This is a genomic window from Escherichia sp. MAL-1 (assembly GCF_052948035.1).
The window spans coordinates 90,010-103,957 of record NZ_CM129609.1; the positions used below are offsets into that span (position 1 = coordinate 90,010).

Annotated in this window: 14 protein-coding genes; 7 read left to right on the forward strand and 7 right to left on the reverse strand. The window is 53.1% G+C overall.

Annotated features, from left to right (window positions below):
- The first annotated feature begins 1 nt into the window (after position 1).
- Together tdh and waaH are read left to right on the forward strand one after the other, a co-directional pair.
- A complete protein-coding gene (gene tdh, locus ACU8XX_RS00440; protein ID WP_000646013.1) occupies positions 2 to 1,027 on the forward strand; it encodes an L-threonine 3-dehydrogenase in 1,026 nt (341 codons plus the stop codon).
- A 238-nt stretch (positions 1,028 to 1,265) separates the two neighbouring features.
- Positions 1,266 to 2,300 carry a UDP-glucuronate:LPS(HepIII) glycosyltransferase gene (waaH, locus tag ACU8XX_RS00445; protein ID WP_000982103.1) on the forward strand — a complete coding sequence of 345 codons (1,035 nt, stop codon included), beginning with the start codon at positions 1,266 to 1,268 and terminating at the stop codon, positions 2,298 to 2,300.
- On the opposite strand, the gene ACU8XX_RS00450 is transcribed toward waaH, so the two are convergent.
- Genes ACU8XX_RS00450 through gpmM form a run of 3 tightly spaced genes read right to left on the reverse strand, consistent with a single transcriptional unit; the run spans position 2,287 to position 6,087 of the window.
- The gene (locus ACU8XX_RS00450; RefSeq protein WP_000483856.1) at positions 2,287 to 3,246 is read right to left on the reverse strand and encodes a divergent polysaccharide deacetylase family protein; all 960 of its coding nucleotides are present in this window, start codon (positions 3,244 to 3,246) and stop codon (positions 2,287 to 2,289) included. The two genes, waaH and ACU8XX_RS00450, sit on opposite strands and share 14 nt — an antisense overlap.
- Positions 3,247 to 3,249: 3 nt before the next feature.
- Positions 3,250 to 4,509 (reverse strand): murein hydrolase activator EnvC, encoded by a 1,260-nt coding sequence (envC, locus tag ACU8XX_RS00455; RefSeq protein WP_000196256.1) that lies wholly within the window; start codon positions 4,507 to 4,509, stop codon positions 3,250 to 3,252.
- 33 nt (positions 4,510 to 4,542) lie between these two features.
- Positions 4,543 to 6,087 (reverse strand): 2,3-bisphosphoglycerate-independent phosphoglycerate mutase, encoded by a 1,545-nt coding sequence (gene gpmM, locus ACU8XX_RS00460; protein WP_000116565.1) that lies wholly within the window; start codon positions 6,085 to 6,087, stop codon positions 4,543 to 4,545.
- A gap of 244 nt (positions 6,088 to 6,331) precedes the next feature.
- On the opposite strand from gpmM, the gene ACU8XX_RS00465 reads away from it, so the two are divergent.
- From ACU8XX_RS00465 to cysE, 5 genes are all read left to right on the forward strand, one after another.
- A complete protein-coding gene (locus tag ACU8XX_RS00465; protein WP_001295234.1) occupies positions 6,332 to 6,763 on the forward strand; it encodes a rhodanese-like domain-containing protein in 432 nt (143 codons plus the stop codon).
- A gap of 141 nt (positions 6,764 to 6,904) precedes the next feature.
- The gene (gene grxC / locus ACU8XX_RS00470; RefSeq protein WP_000024392.1) at positions 6,905 to 7,156 is read left to right on the forward strand and encodes a glutaredoxin 3; all 252 of its coding nucleotides are present in this window, start codon (positions 6,905 to 6,907) and stop codon (positions 7,154 to 7,156) included.
- Between the two features lie 62 nt (positions 7,157 to 7,218).
- Positions 7,219 to 7,686, forward strand: a complete 468-nt coding sequence (gene secB, locus ACU8XX_RS00475; protein WP_000003382.1) for a protein-export chaperone SecB — start codon at positions 7,219 to 7,221, stop codon at positions 7,684 to 7,686.
- Positions 7,686 to 8,705: an NAD(P)H-dependent glycerol-3-phosphate dehydrogenase gene (gpsA, locus tag ACU8XX_RS00480; protein ID WP_001076194.1), complete on the forward strand. Its 1,020-nt coding sequence runs from the start codon at positions 7,686 to 7,688 to the stop codon at positions 8,703 to 8,705. The genes secB and gpsA overlap by 1 nt, the downstream gene beginning before the upstream one ends.
- Positions 8,706 to 8,784: 79 nt before the next feature.
- Positions 8,785 to 9,606, forward strand: a complete 822-nt coding sequence (gene cysE / locus ACU8XX_RS00485; protein ID WP_001277561.1) for a serine O-acetyltransferase — start codon at positions 8,785 to 8,787, stop codon at positions 9,604 to 9,606.
- Positions 9,607 to 9,658: 52 nt separating this feature from the next.
- Here cysE and trmL read toward each other — a convergent pair whose 3' ends face one another.
- The 4 genes from trmL to lldP all read right to left on the reverse strand — a co-directional run bounded on the left by trmL (position 9,659) and on the right by lldP (position 13,904).
- On the reverse strand, positions 9,659 to 10,132 hold the full coding sequence (trmL, locus tag ACU8XX_RS00490) for a tRNA (uridine(34)/cytosine(34)/5-carboxymethylaminomethyluridine(34)-2'-O)-methyltransferase TrmL (RefSeq protein ID WP_097723070.1): 474 nt from the start codon (positions 10,130 to 10,132) through the stop codon (positions 9,659 to 9,661).
- A 153-nt stretch (positions 10,133 to 10,285) separates the two neighbouring features.
- A complete protein-coding gene (lldD, locus tag ACU8XX_RS00495; RefSeq protein WP_000586976.1) occupies positions 10,286 to 11,476 on the reverse strand; it encodes a quinone-dependent L-lactate dehydrogenase in 1,191 nt (396 codons plus the stop codon).
- On the reverse strand, positions 11,473 to 12,249 hold the full coding sequence (lldR, locus tag ACU8XX_RS00500) for a transcriptional regulator LldR (RefSeq protein ID WP_000636500.1): 777 nt from the start codon (positions 12,247 to 12,249) through the stop codon (positions 11,473 to 11,475). The genes lldD and lldR overlap by 4 nt, the downstream gene beginning before the upstream one ends.
- Complete coding sequence (lldP, locus tag ACU8XX_RS00505) at positions 12,249 to 13,904, reverse strand: L-lactate permease (protein ID WP_001297977.1); 1,656 nt, start codon at positions 13,902 to 13,904, stop codon at positions 12,249 to 12,251. The genes lldR and lldP overlap by 1 nt, the downstream gene beginning before the upstream one ends.
- Positions 13,905 to 13,948: the final 44 nt, after the last annotated feature.

The following is a 13,948-nucleotide window of genomic DNA, read 5'->3' on the forward strand; positions in this document are numbered from 1 at the left end:
GATGAAAGCGTTATCCAAACTGAAAGCGGAAGAGGGCATCTGGATGACCGACGTTCCTGTACCGGAACTCGGGCATAACGATCTGCTGATTAAAATCCGTAAAACAGCCATCTGCGGGACTGACGTTCACATCTATAACTGGGATGAGTGGTCGCAAAAAACCATCCCGGTGCCGATGGTCGTAGGCCATGAATATGTCGGTGAAGTGGTAGGTATTGGTCAGGAAGTGAAAGGCTTCAAAATCGGCGATCGCGTTTCTGGCGAAGGCCATATCACCTGCGGTCACTGTCGCAACTGTCGTGGCGGTCGTACCCATCTGTGCCGCAACACCATTGGTGTCGGTGTTAACCGTCCGGGCTGCTTCGCCGAATATCTGGTGATTCCGGCGTTCAACGCTTTCAAAATCCCCGACAATATCTCCGACGACCTGGCTTCCATTTTTGATCCCTTCGGTAACGCCGTGCATACCGCGCTGTCGTTCGATCTGGTGGGCGAAGATGTGCTGGTTTCTGGTGCAGGTCCGATAGGTATTATGGCTGCGGCGGTGGCGAAACACGTTGGTGCACGCAATGTGGTGATCACCGATGTTAACGAATACCGCCTTGAGCTGGCGCGCAAAATGGGTATCACCCGTGCGGTTAACGTCGCGAAAGAAAACCTTAATGATGTGATGGCTGAACTGGGCATGACCGAAGGCTTTGATGTCGGTCTGGAAATGTCCGGCGCGCCGCCAGCGTTTCGTACCATGCTCGATACCATGAACCACGGCGGTCGTATTGCGATGCTGGGTATTCCACCGTCTGACATGTCTATCGACTGGACCAAAGTGATCTTTAAAGGCTTGTTCATTAAAGGCATTTACGGTCGTGAGATGTTTGAAACCTGGTACAAGATGGCGGCGCTGATTCAGTCTGGCCTCGATCTCTCGCCGATCATTACCCATCGTTTCTCTATCGATGATTTCCAGAAGGGCTTTGACGCTATGTGTTCGGGCCAGTCCGGGAAAGTTATTCTGAGCTGGGATTAACACGAAAAAGGGCTGGTATTCCAGCCCTTTTGCCTGAGGATAATCTGTTAAATATGTAAAATCCTGTCAGTGTAATAAAGAGTTCGTAATTGCGCTGATCTTTTATATAGCTGTTCTCATTATCTCTCTACCCTGAAGTGACTCTCTCACCTGTAAAAATAATATCTCACAGGCTTAATAGTTTCTTAATACAAAGCCTGTAAAACGTCAGGATAACTTCAGAGGTCGTCGGTAATTTATGATGAACAGCACCAATAAACTTAGTGTTATTATTCCGTTATATAATGCGGGCGATGATTTCCGCACTTGTATGGAATCTTTAATTACGCAAACCTGGACTGCTCTGGAAATCATTATTATTAACGATGGTTCAACGGATAATTCTGTTGAAATAGCAAAGCATTACGCAGAAAACTATCCGCACGTTCGTTTGTTGCATCAGGCGAATGCTGGCGCATCGGTGGCGCGTAATCGTGGGATCGAGGTGGCGACGGGCAAATATGTCGCTTTTGTCGATGCTGACGATGAGGTCTATCCCACCATGTACGAAACGCTGATGACCATGGCGTTAGAGGACGACCTCGACGTGGCGCAGTGCAACGCTGACTGGTCTTTTCGTGAAACGGGAGAAACCTGGCAATCCATCCCCAGCGATCGCCTTCGCTCAACCGGTGTATTAACCGGCCCGGACTGGCTGCGGATGGGGCTTTCTTCGCGCCGTTGGACTCACGTTGTCTGGATGGGGGTTTATCGCCGTGATGTTATTGTTAAAAATAACATTAAATTTATTGCCGGATTACATCATCAGGATATTGTCTGGACAACAGAATTCATGTTTAACGCGCTGCGTGCGCGATATACCGAGCAATCATTATATAAATATTATCTGCATAATACGTCAGTGAGTCGGTTGCATAGACAAGGGAATAAAAACCTTAATTATCAACGTCACTATATTAAGATTACCCGCCTGCTGGAGAAATTAAATCGAAATTATGCCGACAAAATTATGATTTATCCGGAATTTCATCAGCAAATAACTTACGAAGCATTGCGTGTTTGCCATGCGGTGCGCAAAGAGCCGGATATTCTTACCCGCCAACGGATGATTGCCGAGATATTTACTTCCGGTATGTATAAGCGCCTGATTACCAATGTGCGCAGCGTGAAGGTCGGTTACCAGGCGTTACTGTGGTCTTTCCGCTTATGGCAATGGCGCGACAAAACGCGGTCGCACCATCGCATTACGCGTAGCGCCTTTAATTTGCGCTAGCGTTAAACTTCGCCGCTTCGGGCTGTTTGCCCCAGCCTTGCCACTGATGCTGGAAGTAAACGATCAGCGTGCTCTGGCTGATGCTTTCGCTTAATACTTCAAAGAAGCGATTAGCATAAACAGGTTCTATCGGTTTCTTCGGTTTGCACAGCTTCACGCCACGGAACGGATTACGCGGTGCATCAGGCACAGCGTTTTTCGGCGGTGTAGAAGTATCAACCTGCGGTTCATTCAGCAAGCTGCTGGCTTTCACCAGCGTAATGTCTGGCGGCAGGTTATAAACCATCTGTTGTAGCACGCGTACCGTTGAAGGGTGAGGATGCCCAATGGCAATGGTTGAACCGTTGCGACGCGCCAGATCAATTGCGCGATTAAATTGCACACGGATGTCCGCTTCGTTCTGCGAATCGTCGAGGAACACCTTCCGTTTGATCACCTTCACGCCAGTACCTTGCGCGGCGCGCATCGCCTGGGTATTACCGATGGTTACGCTGTCGAGGAAGTAAAGATTGTAACGCTCCAGTGCCTGCATCACTTTCTGCATACCAAACAGGTTAGAGGTCATCTTGCTACCCATGTGGTTGTTGATCCCCACGGCATAGGGCACGTTATTGACCGCACTACGAATAATGCGCTCAATTTCGTCGCTGCTCATCTCCGGGCGCAGCGTATTTTTCTCCAGCGGCTGTTTACTCAGTGGTGCCATCGGGAGATGAATCAACACTTCGTGCCCGCTGTTATGCGCTTTGGTCGCCATCTCTCTGGCGTGCGGTGAATCGGGTAATACAGCGACGGAGATAGCGGAGGGCATCGCCAGCACCTGGTTTTCGTTGTGCGGGCGATACCCAAAATCATCAATGACGATGGCAAGTTTGCCAGCAAGTACGGGGGAGGAGAGCGCCAACAGAGCGGCAAATGCAAGAACGTTACGACGAAATGGAAACAAAACTTATCTTCCCAACCACGGCTGTGGATTGACCGCCTGACCCTGGCGGCGAATTTCGAAATAGAGTGAAGGCCGACCCTGACCGCCACTGCTGCCCACCAGTGCAATTGGCTGGCCCGCGCGAACCTGCGAACCAACGCTCACCAGTGCGCTCTGATTATAGCCGTAAAGACTCATGTCGCCTTTACCGTGCTCAACCACCACCACCAGACCGTAACCTTGCAGCCAGTCAGCCAGAATCACCCGACCGTCGGCAATCGCTTTAACTTCAGTACCTTCAGAGGCACCGATAACCATTCCTTTCCAGCGTAGTTCGCCCTGTAGCTGTTCACCATAGCGATGCAGCGTCGGCCCGCGAACCGGCCAGAATGCCTGACCACGCGGCGCACCCAGGCCACCAGTTCGGGACATCAGCGATTTTTCGCTTTCGGTCGGTTTATAGGTGGTGCCTTTGCGCGTCGCTTCTTTCTGGCGGTCGCGAACCGCCTGGGCCTCACGCGCTTCTCGTTCAGCACGCGCTTTCGCCGCGGCTTCCGCACGGGCAATGCTGTTACGCAGACGGGATTCGTTGGCACGCAGTTCACTTAGCTGCTGCTGACCTTGCTGGATGGAAGATTCCAGCCCCGCCAGCGTCTTTTTACGCTCGTTCAGAGCCTGAGTCAGTTTCGCCTGTTGGGCGCGCTGTTCATATAACAGCGTTTGTTGCTCGCTTTGTTTCTCTTCCAGTTCAGCACGCTGCATGGCGACTTCTTCACGCGTTTGCTTCAACTGGGCAATGGTTTCTTGTCGCGCCTGGTTGAGATAGCCGAAATAAGCCTGTAAACGCTGTCCACGCTGGCTTTCTTCACCGCTGAGAATTAGCTGAATACCGGTATGCTCGCCCTGACGGAATGCGGCATCCAGTTGTGCGGCGAGGCTGCGCTCCTGGGCGGCTTTTTGCTGCTCCAGTTTGGCAATTGACGCGTTCATCTCATCAATCTGTTTATTGAGTTGATTGAGCGTGTTTTGCGTTTCGCGCAGTTTGCGAGTGGCTTCAGAGATCGCTTCTTCCTGCTTTTTCAATTGTGCGAGCAGGCTTGCGCGTTGTTGTTGCTTTTGGCGTACCGCGCGCTCTTTTGCGGCGATGTCAGCCTGAATAGATTTGAGTTGGTCACGCTCATCCGCGTGGGCGGAAAAGGCGCACAACAATACGCCAGCGCTAAGAACGCTGGCGTAGATGATGGGCCTGATTGCAAACCTGCGCGGTTTCACGGCCCGTGTCATGGTATTAATCGCCTTTCCCCTCATGGGGAGGGATTATTCCACGATGAACAGCGGCTTACCAGTCATCTCTTGCGGGATTTCCATACCCATCAGCGACAACATGGTCGGCGCGATGTCAGAAAGTTTGCCGCCTGCAACCGCTTTCACGTTCTTATCACCAACGTAAATCAGCGGAACTGGCAGGTTGGTGTGTGCCGTGTGTGCCTGACCCGTTGCCGGATCGCGCATCTGTTCAGCGTTACCGTGGTCAGCGGTGATCAGCAGTTGTCCACCCACGGACTCAACCGCTTTCGCGACTTCTTCCACGCAGTGATCCAGCGCTTCAACTGCTTTAACCGCCGCTTCCATCACCCCGGTGTGACCTACCATGTCGCCGTTCGGATAGTTACAGATAATGGTGTCGTATTTGCCGCTCTTGATTGCCGCAACCAGTTTTTCGGTCAGCTCTGCGGAGCTCATTTCCGGTTGCAGATCGTAGGTAGCCACTTTCGGTGAGTTGATCAGAATGCGATCTTCGCCTTTGAACGACTCTTCTACGCCACCGTTGAAGAAGAAAGTAACGTGGGCATATTTTTCGGTTTCGGAAATACGCAACTGAGTTTTGTCGTTTTTCGCCATCCACTCGCCGAAGGTGTTAACCAGGGAAGCGGGTGGGTAAGCAACCGCAGTTTTGATGTCAGCGGCGTATTCGGTCAGCATCACGAAATCGACGTTAACCACTTTCTTACGCGCGAAGCCGTCGAAATCTGCGTTTACGAATGCACGAGTGATTTCGCGCGCGCGGTCAGCACGGAAGTTCATGAAAATCAGCGCATCGCCGTCTTCCATTGCCGCATCTGGCTGACCTTCTGCACGAATAACGGTCGCTTTCACGAACTCGTCGTTTTCGTCGCGAGCATAAGCTGCCTGCAAACCAGCAACGGCAGTATCGGCCTGGAACTCACCCTGCGCCAGAGTCAGCAGGTCATAGGCTTTTTCAACGCGATCCCAACGGTTATCGCGGTCCATCGCGTAGTAACGACCAATGATGGACGCTACGCGGCCTTTACCCAGCGCAGCAAATTTCTCTTCAAATTTTTTCAGCGAGGATTCAGCACTGCGCGGCGGGGTGTCGCGACCGTCAAGGAATGCGTGCAGGTAGATTTTTTCTGCGCCGCGTTCAGCTGCCAGTTCTACCATCGCCATGATGTGATCTTCGTGGCTGTGTACGCCGCCTGCGGAGAGCAGACCCATAATGTGTACTGCTTTACCTGCGTTTTTCGCTTTATCTACCGCGCCAGTCAGCACTGGATTAGCAAAGAAAGCGCGATCTTTGATTTCAACGTCCAGACGAGTCAGGTCCTGATACACGATGCGGCCGGCACCCAGGTTAACGTGGCCTACTTCGGAGTTACCCATCTGACGGTCAGGCAGACCGACTTCCAGACCGGAAGCGTCGATCAGGGTATGCGGACGATTGGCCCACAGTGCATCCATTACCGGGGTTTTAGCACTAAAAATGGCGTTATCCTGCTGTTCTTCACGATAGCCATAGCCATCCAGAATCACCAGTACCATAGGTTTTTTAGAAACCGACATTGCGACAACCTCATACTCAAGAGTCAAAATTTGCGTAATTTTACTACAGCTGAATCGATAAAATAGCCTCTGAAGATCAAAATATACGACCGCTCGCGGCAAGCCGATGCCAGATTTGCGCTTTTTTTTCGTCGTGCCCCGCAAAATTGCATTCCAGTTAACGCGCTGGCTGTATTTGCCGCACCGCGCAGGTATACTCCTTTCCTGGTTTTTTTAATCACTACGTCGGGAGTTGTTACCCCCCATGCAAGAAATTATGCAATTTGTTGGCCGTCATCCCATACTGAGTATCGCCTGGATCGCGTTACTGGTGGCGGTTCTTGTGACTACGTTTAAGAGCCTGACCTCGAAAGTGAAGGTGATTACTCGTGGTGAAGCTACGCGTCTGATCAACAAAGAAGACGCTGTGGTTGTGGATTTACGTCAGCGTGATGACTTCCGTAAAGGCCATATCGCAGGTTCTATCAATCTGTTGCCGAGCGAAATCAAAGTCAACAATGTTGGTGAGCTTGAGAAGCACAAAGACAAACCGGTTATCGTGGTAGACGGTTCTGGCATGCAGTGCCAGGAGCCTGCAAACGCACTGACGAAAGCTGGTTTTGCGCAAGTATTCGTGCTGAAAGAAGGCGTCGCTGGCTGGGCTGGCGAAAACTTGCCTTTGGTGCGCGGCAAATAATTTACCTGTCGTCTTTCATGATGCAGGCCGTTAGCTGCAATTAGGCCCCCAGCGACTTATTGTTATAAGCTTCTGGGGACACTCCATTTTGCAGCCGCCCTGCAACATGAAATTTCAGGGTAAAAAAACAGGAGCTAAATTATGGCCAATGTTGAAATCTATACCAAAGAAACCTGCCCGTATTGCCATCGTGCAAAAGCACTGCTGAGCAGCAAGGGCGTGAGTTTTCAGGAGTTGCCGATCGATGGCAATGCCGCCAAGCGTGAAGAGATGATCAAACGCAGCGGTCGCACCACGGTTCCCCAGATTTTTATTGACGCACAGCACATTGGCGGCTGTGATGACTTGTATGCATTGGATGCACGTGGTGGACTGGATCCCCTGCTGAAATAACGTGTGAACGTTGGCATTACATTGCGCAGTATTTAAGGACAACACTTAAGGGTTTTCTACACATGTCAGAACAAAACAACACCGAAATGACTTTCCAGATCCAACGTATTTATACCAAGGATATTTCTTTCGAAGCGCCGAACGCGCCGCACGTTTTCCAGAAAGATTGGCAGCCAGAAGTTAAACTTGATCTGGATACGGCATCTACTCAACTGGCAGATGACGTTTACGAAGTGGTACTGCGTGTTACCGTAACGGCCTCCCTGGGCGAAGAAACCGCGTTCCTGTGTGAAGTTCAGCAGGGCGGTATTTTCTCCATCGCGGGTATCGAAGGCACCCAGATGGCACATTGCCTGGGCGCATACTGCCCGAACATTCTGTTCCCGTATGCTCGTGAGTGCATCACCAGCATGGTATCCCGCGGTACATTCCCGCAACTGAACCTTGCGCCGGTTAACTTCGATGCGCTGTTCATGAACTATTTGCAGCAGCAGGCTGGCGAAGGTACTGAAGAACATCAGGATGCCTGATGAACCAACGTAATGCTTCAATGACTGTGATCGGTGCCGGCTCGTACGGCACCGCTCTTGCCATTACCCTGGCAAGAAATGGCCACGAGGTTGTCCTCTGGGGCCATGACCCTGAACATATCGCAACGCTTGAACGCGACCGCTGTAACGCCGCGTTTCTCCCCGATGTGCCTTTTCCCGATACGCTCCATCTTGAAAGCGATCTCGCCACTGCGCTGGCAGCCAGCCGTAATATTCTCGTCGTCGTACCCAGCCATGTCTTTGGTGAAGTGCTGCGCCAGATTAAACCGCTGATGCGTCCTGATGCGCGTCTGGTGTGGGCGACCAAAGGGCTGGAAGCGGAAACCGGGCGTCTGTTACAGGACGTGGCCCGCGAGGCGTTAGGCGATCAAATTCCGCTGGCGGTTATCTCTGGCCCAACGTTTGCGAAAGAACTGGCGGCAGGTTTACCGACAGCTATTTCGCTGGCCTCGACCGATCAGACCTTTGCTGATGATCTTCAGCAGCTGCTGCACTGCGGCAAAAGTTTCCGCGTTTACAGTAACCCGGATTTCATTGGCGTGCAGCTTGGCGGCGCGGTGAAAAACGTCATTGCCATTGGTGCGGGGATGTCCGACGGTATCGGTTTTGGTGCGAATGCGCGTACGGCGCTGATCACCCGTGGGCTGGCTGAAATGTCGCGTCTTGGCGCGGCGCTGGGTGCCGATCCTGCCACCTTTATGGGCATGGCGGGGCTGGGGGATCTGGTGCTTACCTGTACCGACAACCAGTCGCGTAACCGCCGTTTTGGCATGATGCTCGGTCAGGGCATGGATGTACAAAGCGCGCAGGAGAAGATTGGTCAGGTGGTGGAAGGCTACCGCAATACGAAAGAAGTCCGCGAACTGGCGCATCGCTTCGGCGTAGAAATGCCAATAACCGAGGAAATTTATCAAGTATTATATTGCGGAAAAAACGCGCGCGAGGCAGCATTGACGTTATTAGGTCGTGCACGCAAGGACGAGCGCAGCAGCCACTAACCCCAGGGAACCTTTGTTACCGCTATGACCCGGCCCGCGCAGAACGGGCCGGTCATTATCTCATCGTGTGGAGTAAGCAATGTCGTGTGAAGAACTGGAAATTGTCTGGAACAATATTAAAGCCGAAGCCAGAACGCTGGCGGACTGTGAGCCAATGCTGGCCAGTTTTTACCACGCGACGCTACTCAAGCACGAAAACCTTGGAAGTGCACTGAGCTACATGCTGGCGAACAAGCTGTCATCGCCAATTATGCCTGCTATTGCTATCCGTGAAGTGGTGGAAGAAGCCTACGCCGCTGACCCGGAAATGATCGCCTCTGCGGCCTGTGATATTCAGGCGGTGCGTACCCGCGACCCGGCAGTCGATAAATACTCAACCCCGTTGTTATACCTGAAGGGTTTTCATGCCTTGCAGGCCTATCGCATCGGTCACTGGTTGTGGAATCAGGGGCGTCGCGCATTGGCAATCTTTCTGCAAAACCAGGTTTCTGTGACGTTCCAGGTCGATATTCACCCGGCAGCAAAAATTGGCCGTGGCATTATGCTCGACCACGCCACGGGCATCGTTGTGGGTGAAACGGCGGTAATTGAAAACGACGTATCGATTCTGCAATCTGTGACGCTTGGCGGTACGGGTAAATCTGGTGGTGACCGTCACCCGAAAATTCGTGAAGGTGTGATGATTGGCGCGGGCGCGAAAATCCTCGGCAATATTGAAGTTGGTCGCGGCGCGAAGATTGGCGCAGGTTCCGTGGTGCTGCAACCGGTGCCGCCGCATACAACCGCCGCTGGCGTTCCGGCTCGTATTGTCGGTAAACCAGACAGCGATAAGCCATCAATGGATATGGACCAGCATTTCAACGGTATTAACCATACATTTGAGTATGGGGATGGGATCTAATGTCCTGTGATCGTGCCGGATGCGATGTAATCATCTATCCGGCATACAGTAACTAATCTCTCAACAACGCTCCCGGATATCCCAGCTGCCGCCAGGCTTCATACACCACAACTGACACCGCATTGGACAGGTTCATGCTGCGGCTGTCCGGCACCATCGGAATGCGAATTTTTTGTTCAGCGGGCAGGGCATCAAGAATGCTCGCTGGCAGGCCGCGTGTTTCCGGGCCGAACATCAGATAATCGCCATCCTGATAGCTTACGGCGCTGTGAGCAGGCGTACCTTTCGTGGTGAGGGCAAACAGGCGCTGGGGATTTTCTGCTTCGAGGAACGCGCGAAAGTCATGATGACGCATAACGGCGGTAAACTCGTGATAGTCCAGCCCCGCGCGGCGCAGGCGCTTATCGTCCCAGGCAAATCCCATCGGTTCGATGATATGCAGACGAAAGCCGGTATTAGCGCAAAGACGGATGATGTTGCCAGTATTTGGCGGAATTTCTGGTTCGTAAAGTACGATGTTTAGCATACTGCCCCCTTAGTGCGGGGGCAGGATAGCAGAAAATTGGTGAGCAGTGCGGCCTTTTCCCCTCACCCCGGCCTCCCCCTGTCTCTTGATCAGGAGATCTGATCAAGAGACAGCTCCCTGAGGGAGAGGGTTAGGGGGAGGGGGCGCAAACGACTATGCCGCATTCCCTTTCGCCATCGGGGCCAGTGCCGCAGGCAACTCTTTACCCAGCCCCTGCACCAGCGAATCTTGCGTAATTTCGCTGATCGATTTCGCGCCAGTCAGCGTCATCGCCACTTTCATCTCTTTTTCGATCAGATTTAGCAGGTTAGCTACACCCGCCTGGCCCGCTGTTGCCAGCGCATACAAGAAAGCACGACCCAGCAGTACGGTGTCGGCACCGAGCGCAATCATACGCACGACATCAAGCCCGTTACGAATTCCGCTATCCGCCAGAATGGCTATATCACCTTTCACCGCATCTGCAATAGCAGGCAGTGCACGGGCGGAAGAGAGTACACCGTCCAGCTGGCGGCCACCGTGGTTAGAAACCACAATTCCATCAGCACCAAAACGTACTGCATCGCGCGCATCTTCCGGATCGAGGATCCCTTTGATCACCATCGGGCCATCCCAGAAATCGCGGATCCACTCAAGGTCTTTCCATGAGATGGACGGATCGAAGTTATTTCCCAGCCAGCCGATGTAATCTTCCAGTCCGGTCGGTTTGCCGAGGTAAGCCGAAATATTTCCTAAATCATGCGGACGACCGTTCAGGCCCACATCCCACGCCCATTGCGGATGCGTCACCGCCTGCAAATAGCGGCGCATTGCCGCGTTCGGGCCGCTCATTCCAGAATGCGCATCACGATAACGCGCTCCCGGTGTCGGCATATCCACGGTGAAAACCAGCGTCGAACAACCCGCTGCTTTTGCTCGCTCCAGCGCGTTACGCATAAAGCCGCGATCGCGCAGTACATAAAGCTGGAACCACATTGGGCGCTTGATGGCTGGCGCGACTTCTTCAATCGGGCAAACGGAAACCGTCGAGAGAGTAAACGGAATGCCATGCGCATCCGCCGCTTTGGCTGCCTGAACTTCGCCGCGTCGCGCATACATGCCACACAAACCTACCGGACCTAGCGCCACCGGCATCGACAATTTCTCATTAAACAGCGTCGTTTCCAGGCTTAAGTCGGACATGTTTTTCAGAATACGCTGGCGCAGCGCCACTTCTGACAAATCTTCCACGTTGCGGCGCAGCGTGTATTCAGAATATGCACCCCCATCCATATAGTGGAACAGGAACGGCGGCAGAATGCGTTGCGCTGCGGCGCGATAATCGCTGGCTGCGGAAATAATCATGCGTTTTTCTCCCTCGAATGCTCATTATGCTCACCGGGCAGGCGGGTAATCCGTGCGTGGCGAGCCTGATCTTCATCGAATCGTTTCATGGTGGTGTGAACAAAACTAAGGTGCGCCATCATTGCTTTACGCGCCCCGTCGGCATCACCAGCAAAAATGGCGTCAATGACAGCCTGATGTTGTTCGGTCAGTTGTGAAAAAACCGGTGGCACCAGATACATCCGCTGACGGCTATGCTTCACTGAGGATTGCAGGACATCGAAGAAACCGCGCATGGTTTGCAGCAGCACGATGTTATGTGAGGCTTCGGCAATCGCCAGATGAAAACGAACGTCCGCTTGTGAGGCGATATCCGGGTCTTCACTTAGCGTTGCTTCAAAGCAAAGCTGAATCTTTTCTTTGTCGCCAGGTGTGGCGCGCATTGCCGCATGCCATGCGGTGCTGGCTTCAATGGCGTAGCGAGCTTCCAGAATATCGAAACTGTAATCCGGATCATCGGCCATCAGCGTTTTTAGCGGCTGGACGATGTTTTGCTCCGACCATGTGTCATGACGCCAGCGAATAAACGTCCCGCCGCCGCGTCGACTGAGCAGCACGCCTTCGCTCACCAGTTTTGCCAGCGCCTCGCGCAGTGAATTACGCGATACGCCGAGTTGCATTGCCAGTTGACGTTCAGCGGGCAACTTCATGCCCGCTTCCAGGTTTTTTTCATCAATCAGCGCCCGCACACGATCGGCAACCTCGTCTGACAGGCGTCTGGGTAAAACAATCATTAAGGAATCATCCACGTTAAGACATAAGCCTGAAGCGTGGTGATCACGCCCACCATACAGGTGAAGATCAGGCTGTGTTTGACAGTAAAGCGGAACAAATCAGACTCTTTGCCCACCAGGCCTACCGCCGCACAGGCGATAGCGATAGATTGCGGGGAGATCATCTTACCGGTGACGCCACCGGTGGTATTGGCGGCAACCAGCAACAGATCAGAGACGCCAATTTGTTGTGCTGCGGTGGCTTGCAGCGCGGCGAACAGGGCGTTAGATGAGGTATCCGACCCGGTCAGGAATACCCCCAGCCAGCCGAGGAACGGCGAGAAGAAGGTGAATGCATGACCGGTGTGCGCCAGTGCCAGCGCCAGGGTTGATGACAGTCCGGAATAGTTCGAAATAAAGGCGAATGCCAGCACCATACCGATGGAGTAGATGGGCAGAGCCAGTTCTTTCAGCGTGCTGCCGAAGGTGCTGATAGCGTCAGACGGTTTCATCTTCAGCCAGACAATCGAGAGCAGTGCAGCAAACAGAATGGCGGTGCCGGTGGCAGAGAACCAGTCAAACTTAAACACGGCGGCATAGGCTGTAGCCTCGCTGACCACTGGCGGCATACGGGCAACCAGTTTATCGAGGTACGGCACCGGAATGTTGATCACCCACTCATACAGCGCGCCACCCGATGCGAACAGGGCTTTAAACGGCGGGATACTCCACAGTGTTACGGTAGCTGTCAGGAACAGGAACGGTGTCCAGGCACGTAACACCTGACCCGCAGTGTAACCGGTGTGGGCCAGCGTCATATCAACCTGTGACGCCCCCAAATCACCAAAACGGAATACGCGCACTGGCTGCCAGCGTTTGAGGAACAGCGTCAGGCAGAGCAGTGATACCAGCGAAGAGATAATGTCCGGCAGCTCCGGCCCAATGAAGTTAGAGCTAAGGTACTGAGCGATGGCAAACGAGCCGCCCGCAACCACGACCGCAGGCCACGTCTCTTTGATACCGCGCCAGCCGTCCATAATCGCCATGATCCAGAACAGCACGATAATGGTCATAAACGGTAGCTGACGCCCCACCATCTGGCCAATCTCAAAACTGTCGATGCCTGTTACTTGTCCGGCAACCAGGATTGGAATGCCCATCGCGCCAAATGCCACTGGCGCGGTGTTAACAATCAGGCACAGTCCGGCGGCGTACAGCGGTTTAAAACCCAGGCCGACCAGCAATGCGGCGGTAATTGCTACCGGTGCGCCAAAGCCTGCGGCTCCTTCAAGGAAAGCGCCGAAACAGAAACCGACGATCAGCATTTGCAGACGCTGGTCAGGGGTTATCGAAAGAATAGACGAGCGAATGATGTCAAACTGCCCGGTTTTCACCGAGATCTTATAGACGAACACTGCTGCAATAATGATCCACGCGATGGGCCACAAACCATAGAAGAAGCCATAAACCACCGAGGCCAGCGCGTTAGCGACCGGCATTTTATAGAACAGCAAAGCCACGGCAAGGGCGATTGCTACCGTCCATGAGGCGGCGACGTATCCTTTCAGTTTGAGCTTAATCAGCGCAAAGAAGAAAAACAGGATGGGAAGCGATGCTATCAGACTGGAAAGCCAGATATTCCCGGCGGGATCGTAGTTTTGTTGCCAGAGATTCATTGCAGGTCTCCTGGAGTCCACGCACATCGTGTAATGAGTCTGTT

Excerpts from the sequence above, each read along its gene's own strand:
- lldR (WP_000636500.1), bottom strand. The coding sequence starts at position 12,249 with ATGATTGTTTTACCCAGACGCCTGTCAGACGAGGTTGCCGATCGTGTG.
- gpsA (WP_001076194.1), top strand. The coding sequence starts at position 7,686 with ATGAACCAACGTAATGCTTCAATGACTGTGATCGGTGCCGGCTCGTAC.
- tdh (WP_000646013.1), top strand. The coding sequence starts at position 2 with ATGAAAGCGTTATCCAAACTGAAAGCGGAAGAGGGCATCTGGATGACC.
- trmL (WP_097723070.1), bottom strand. The coding sequence starts at position 10,132 with ATGCTAAACATCGTACTTTACGAACCAGAAATTCCGCCAAATACTGGC.
- ACU8XX_RS00465 (WP_001295234.1), top strand. The coding sequence starts at position 6,332 with ATGCAAGAAATTATGCAATTTGTTGGCCGTCATCCCATACTGAGTATC.
- waaH (WP_000982103.1), top strand. The coding sequence starts at position 1,266 with ATGATGAACAGCACCAATAAACTTAGTGTTATTATTCCGTTATATAAT.
- lldP (WP_001297977.1), bottom strand. The coding sequence starts at position 13,904 with ATGAATCTCTGGCAACAAAACTACGATCCCGCCGGGAATATCTGGCTT.
- secB (WP_000003382.1), top strand. The coding sequence starts at position 7,219 with ATGTCAGAACAAAACAACACCGAAATGACTTTCCAGATCCAACGTATT.
- gpmM (WP_000116565.1), bottom strand. The coding sequence starts at position 6,087 with ATGTCGGTTTCTAAAAAACCTATGGTACTGGTGATTCTGGATGGCTAT.
- envC (WP_000196256.1), bottom strand. The coding sequence starts at position 4,509 with ATGACACGGGCCGTGAAACCGCGCAGGTTTGCAATCAGGCCCATCATC.
- lldD (WP_000586976.1), bottom strand. The coding sequence starts at position 11,476 with ATGATTATTTCCGCAGCCAGCGATTATCGCGCCGCAGCGCAACGCATT.
- grxC (WP_000024392.1), top strand. The coding sequence starts at position 6,905 with ATGGCCAATGTTGAAATCTATACCAAAGAAACCTGCCCGTATTGCCAT.
- cysE (WP_001277561.1), top strand. The coding sequence starts at position 8,785 with ATGTCGTGTGAAGAACTGGAAATTGTCTGGAACAATATTAAAGCCGAA.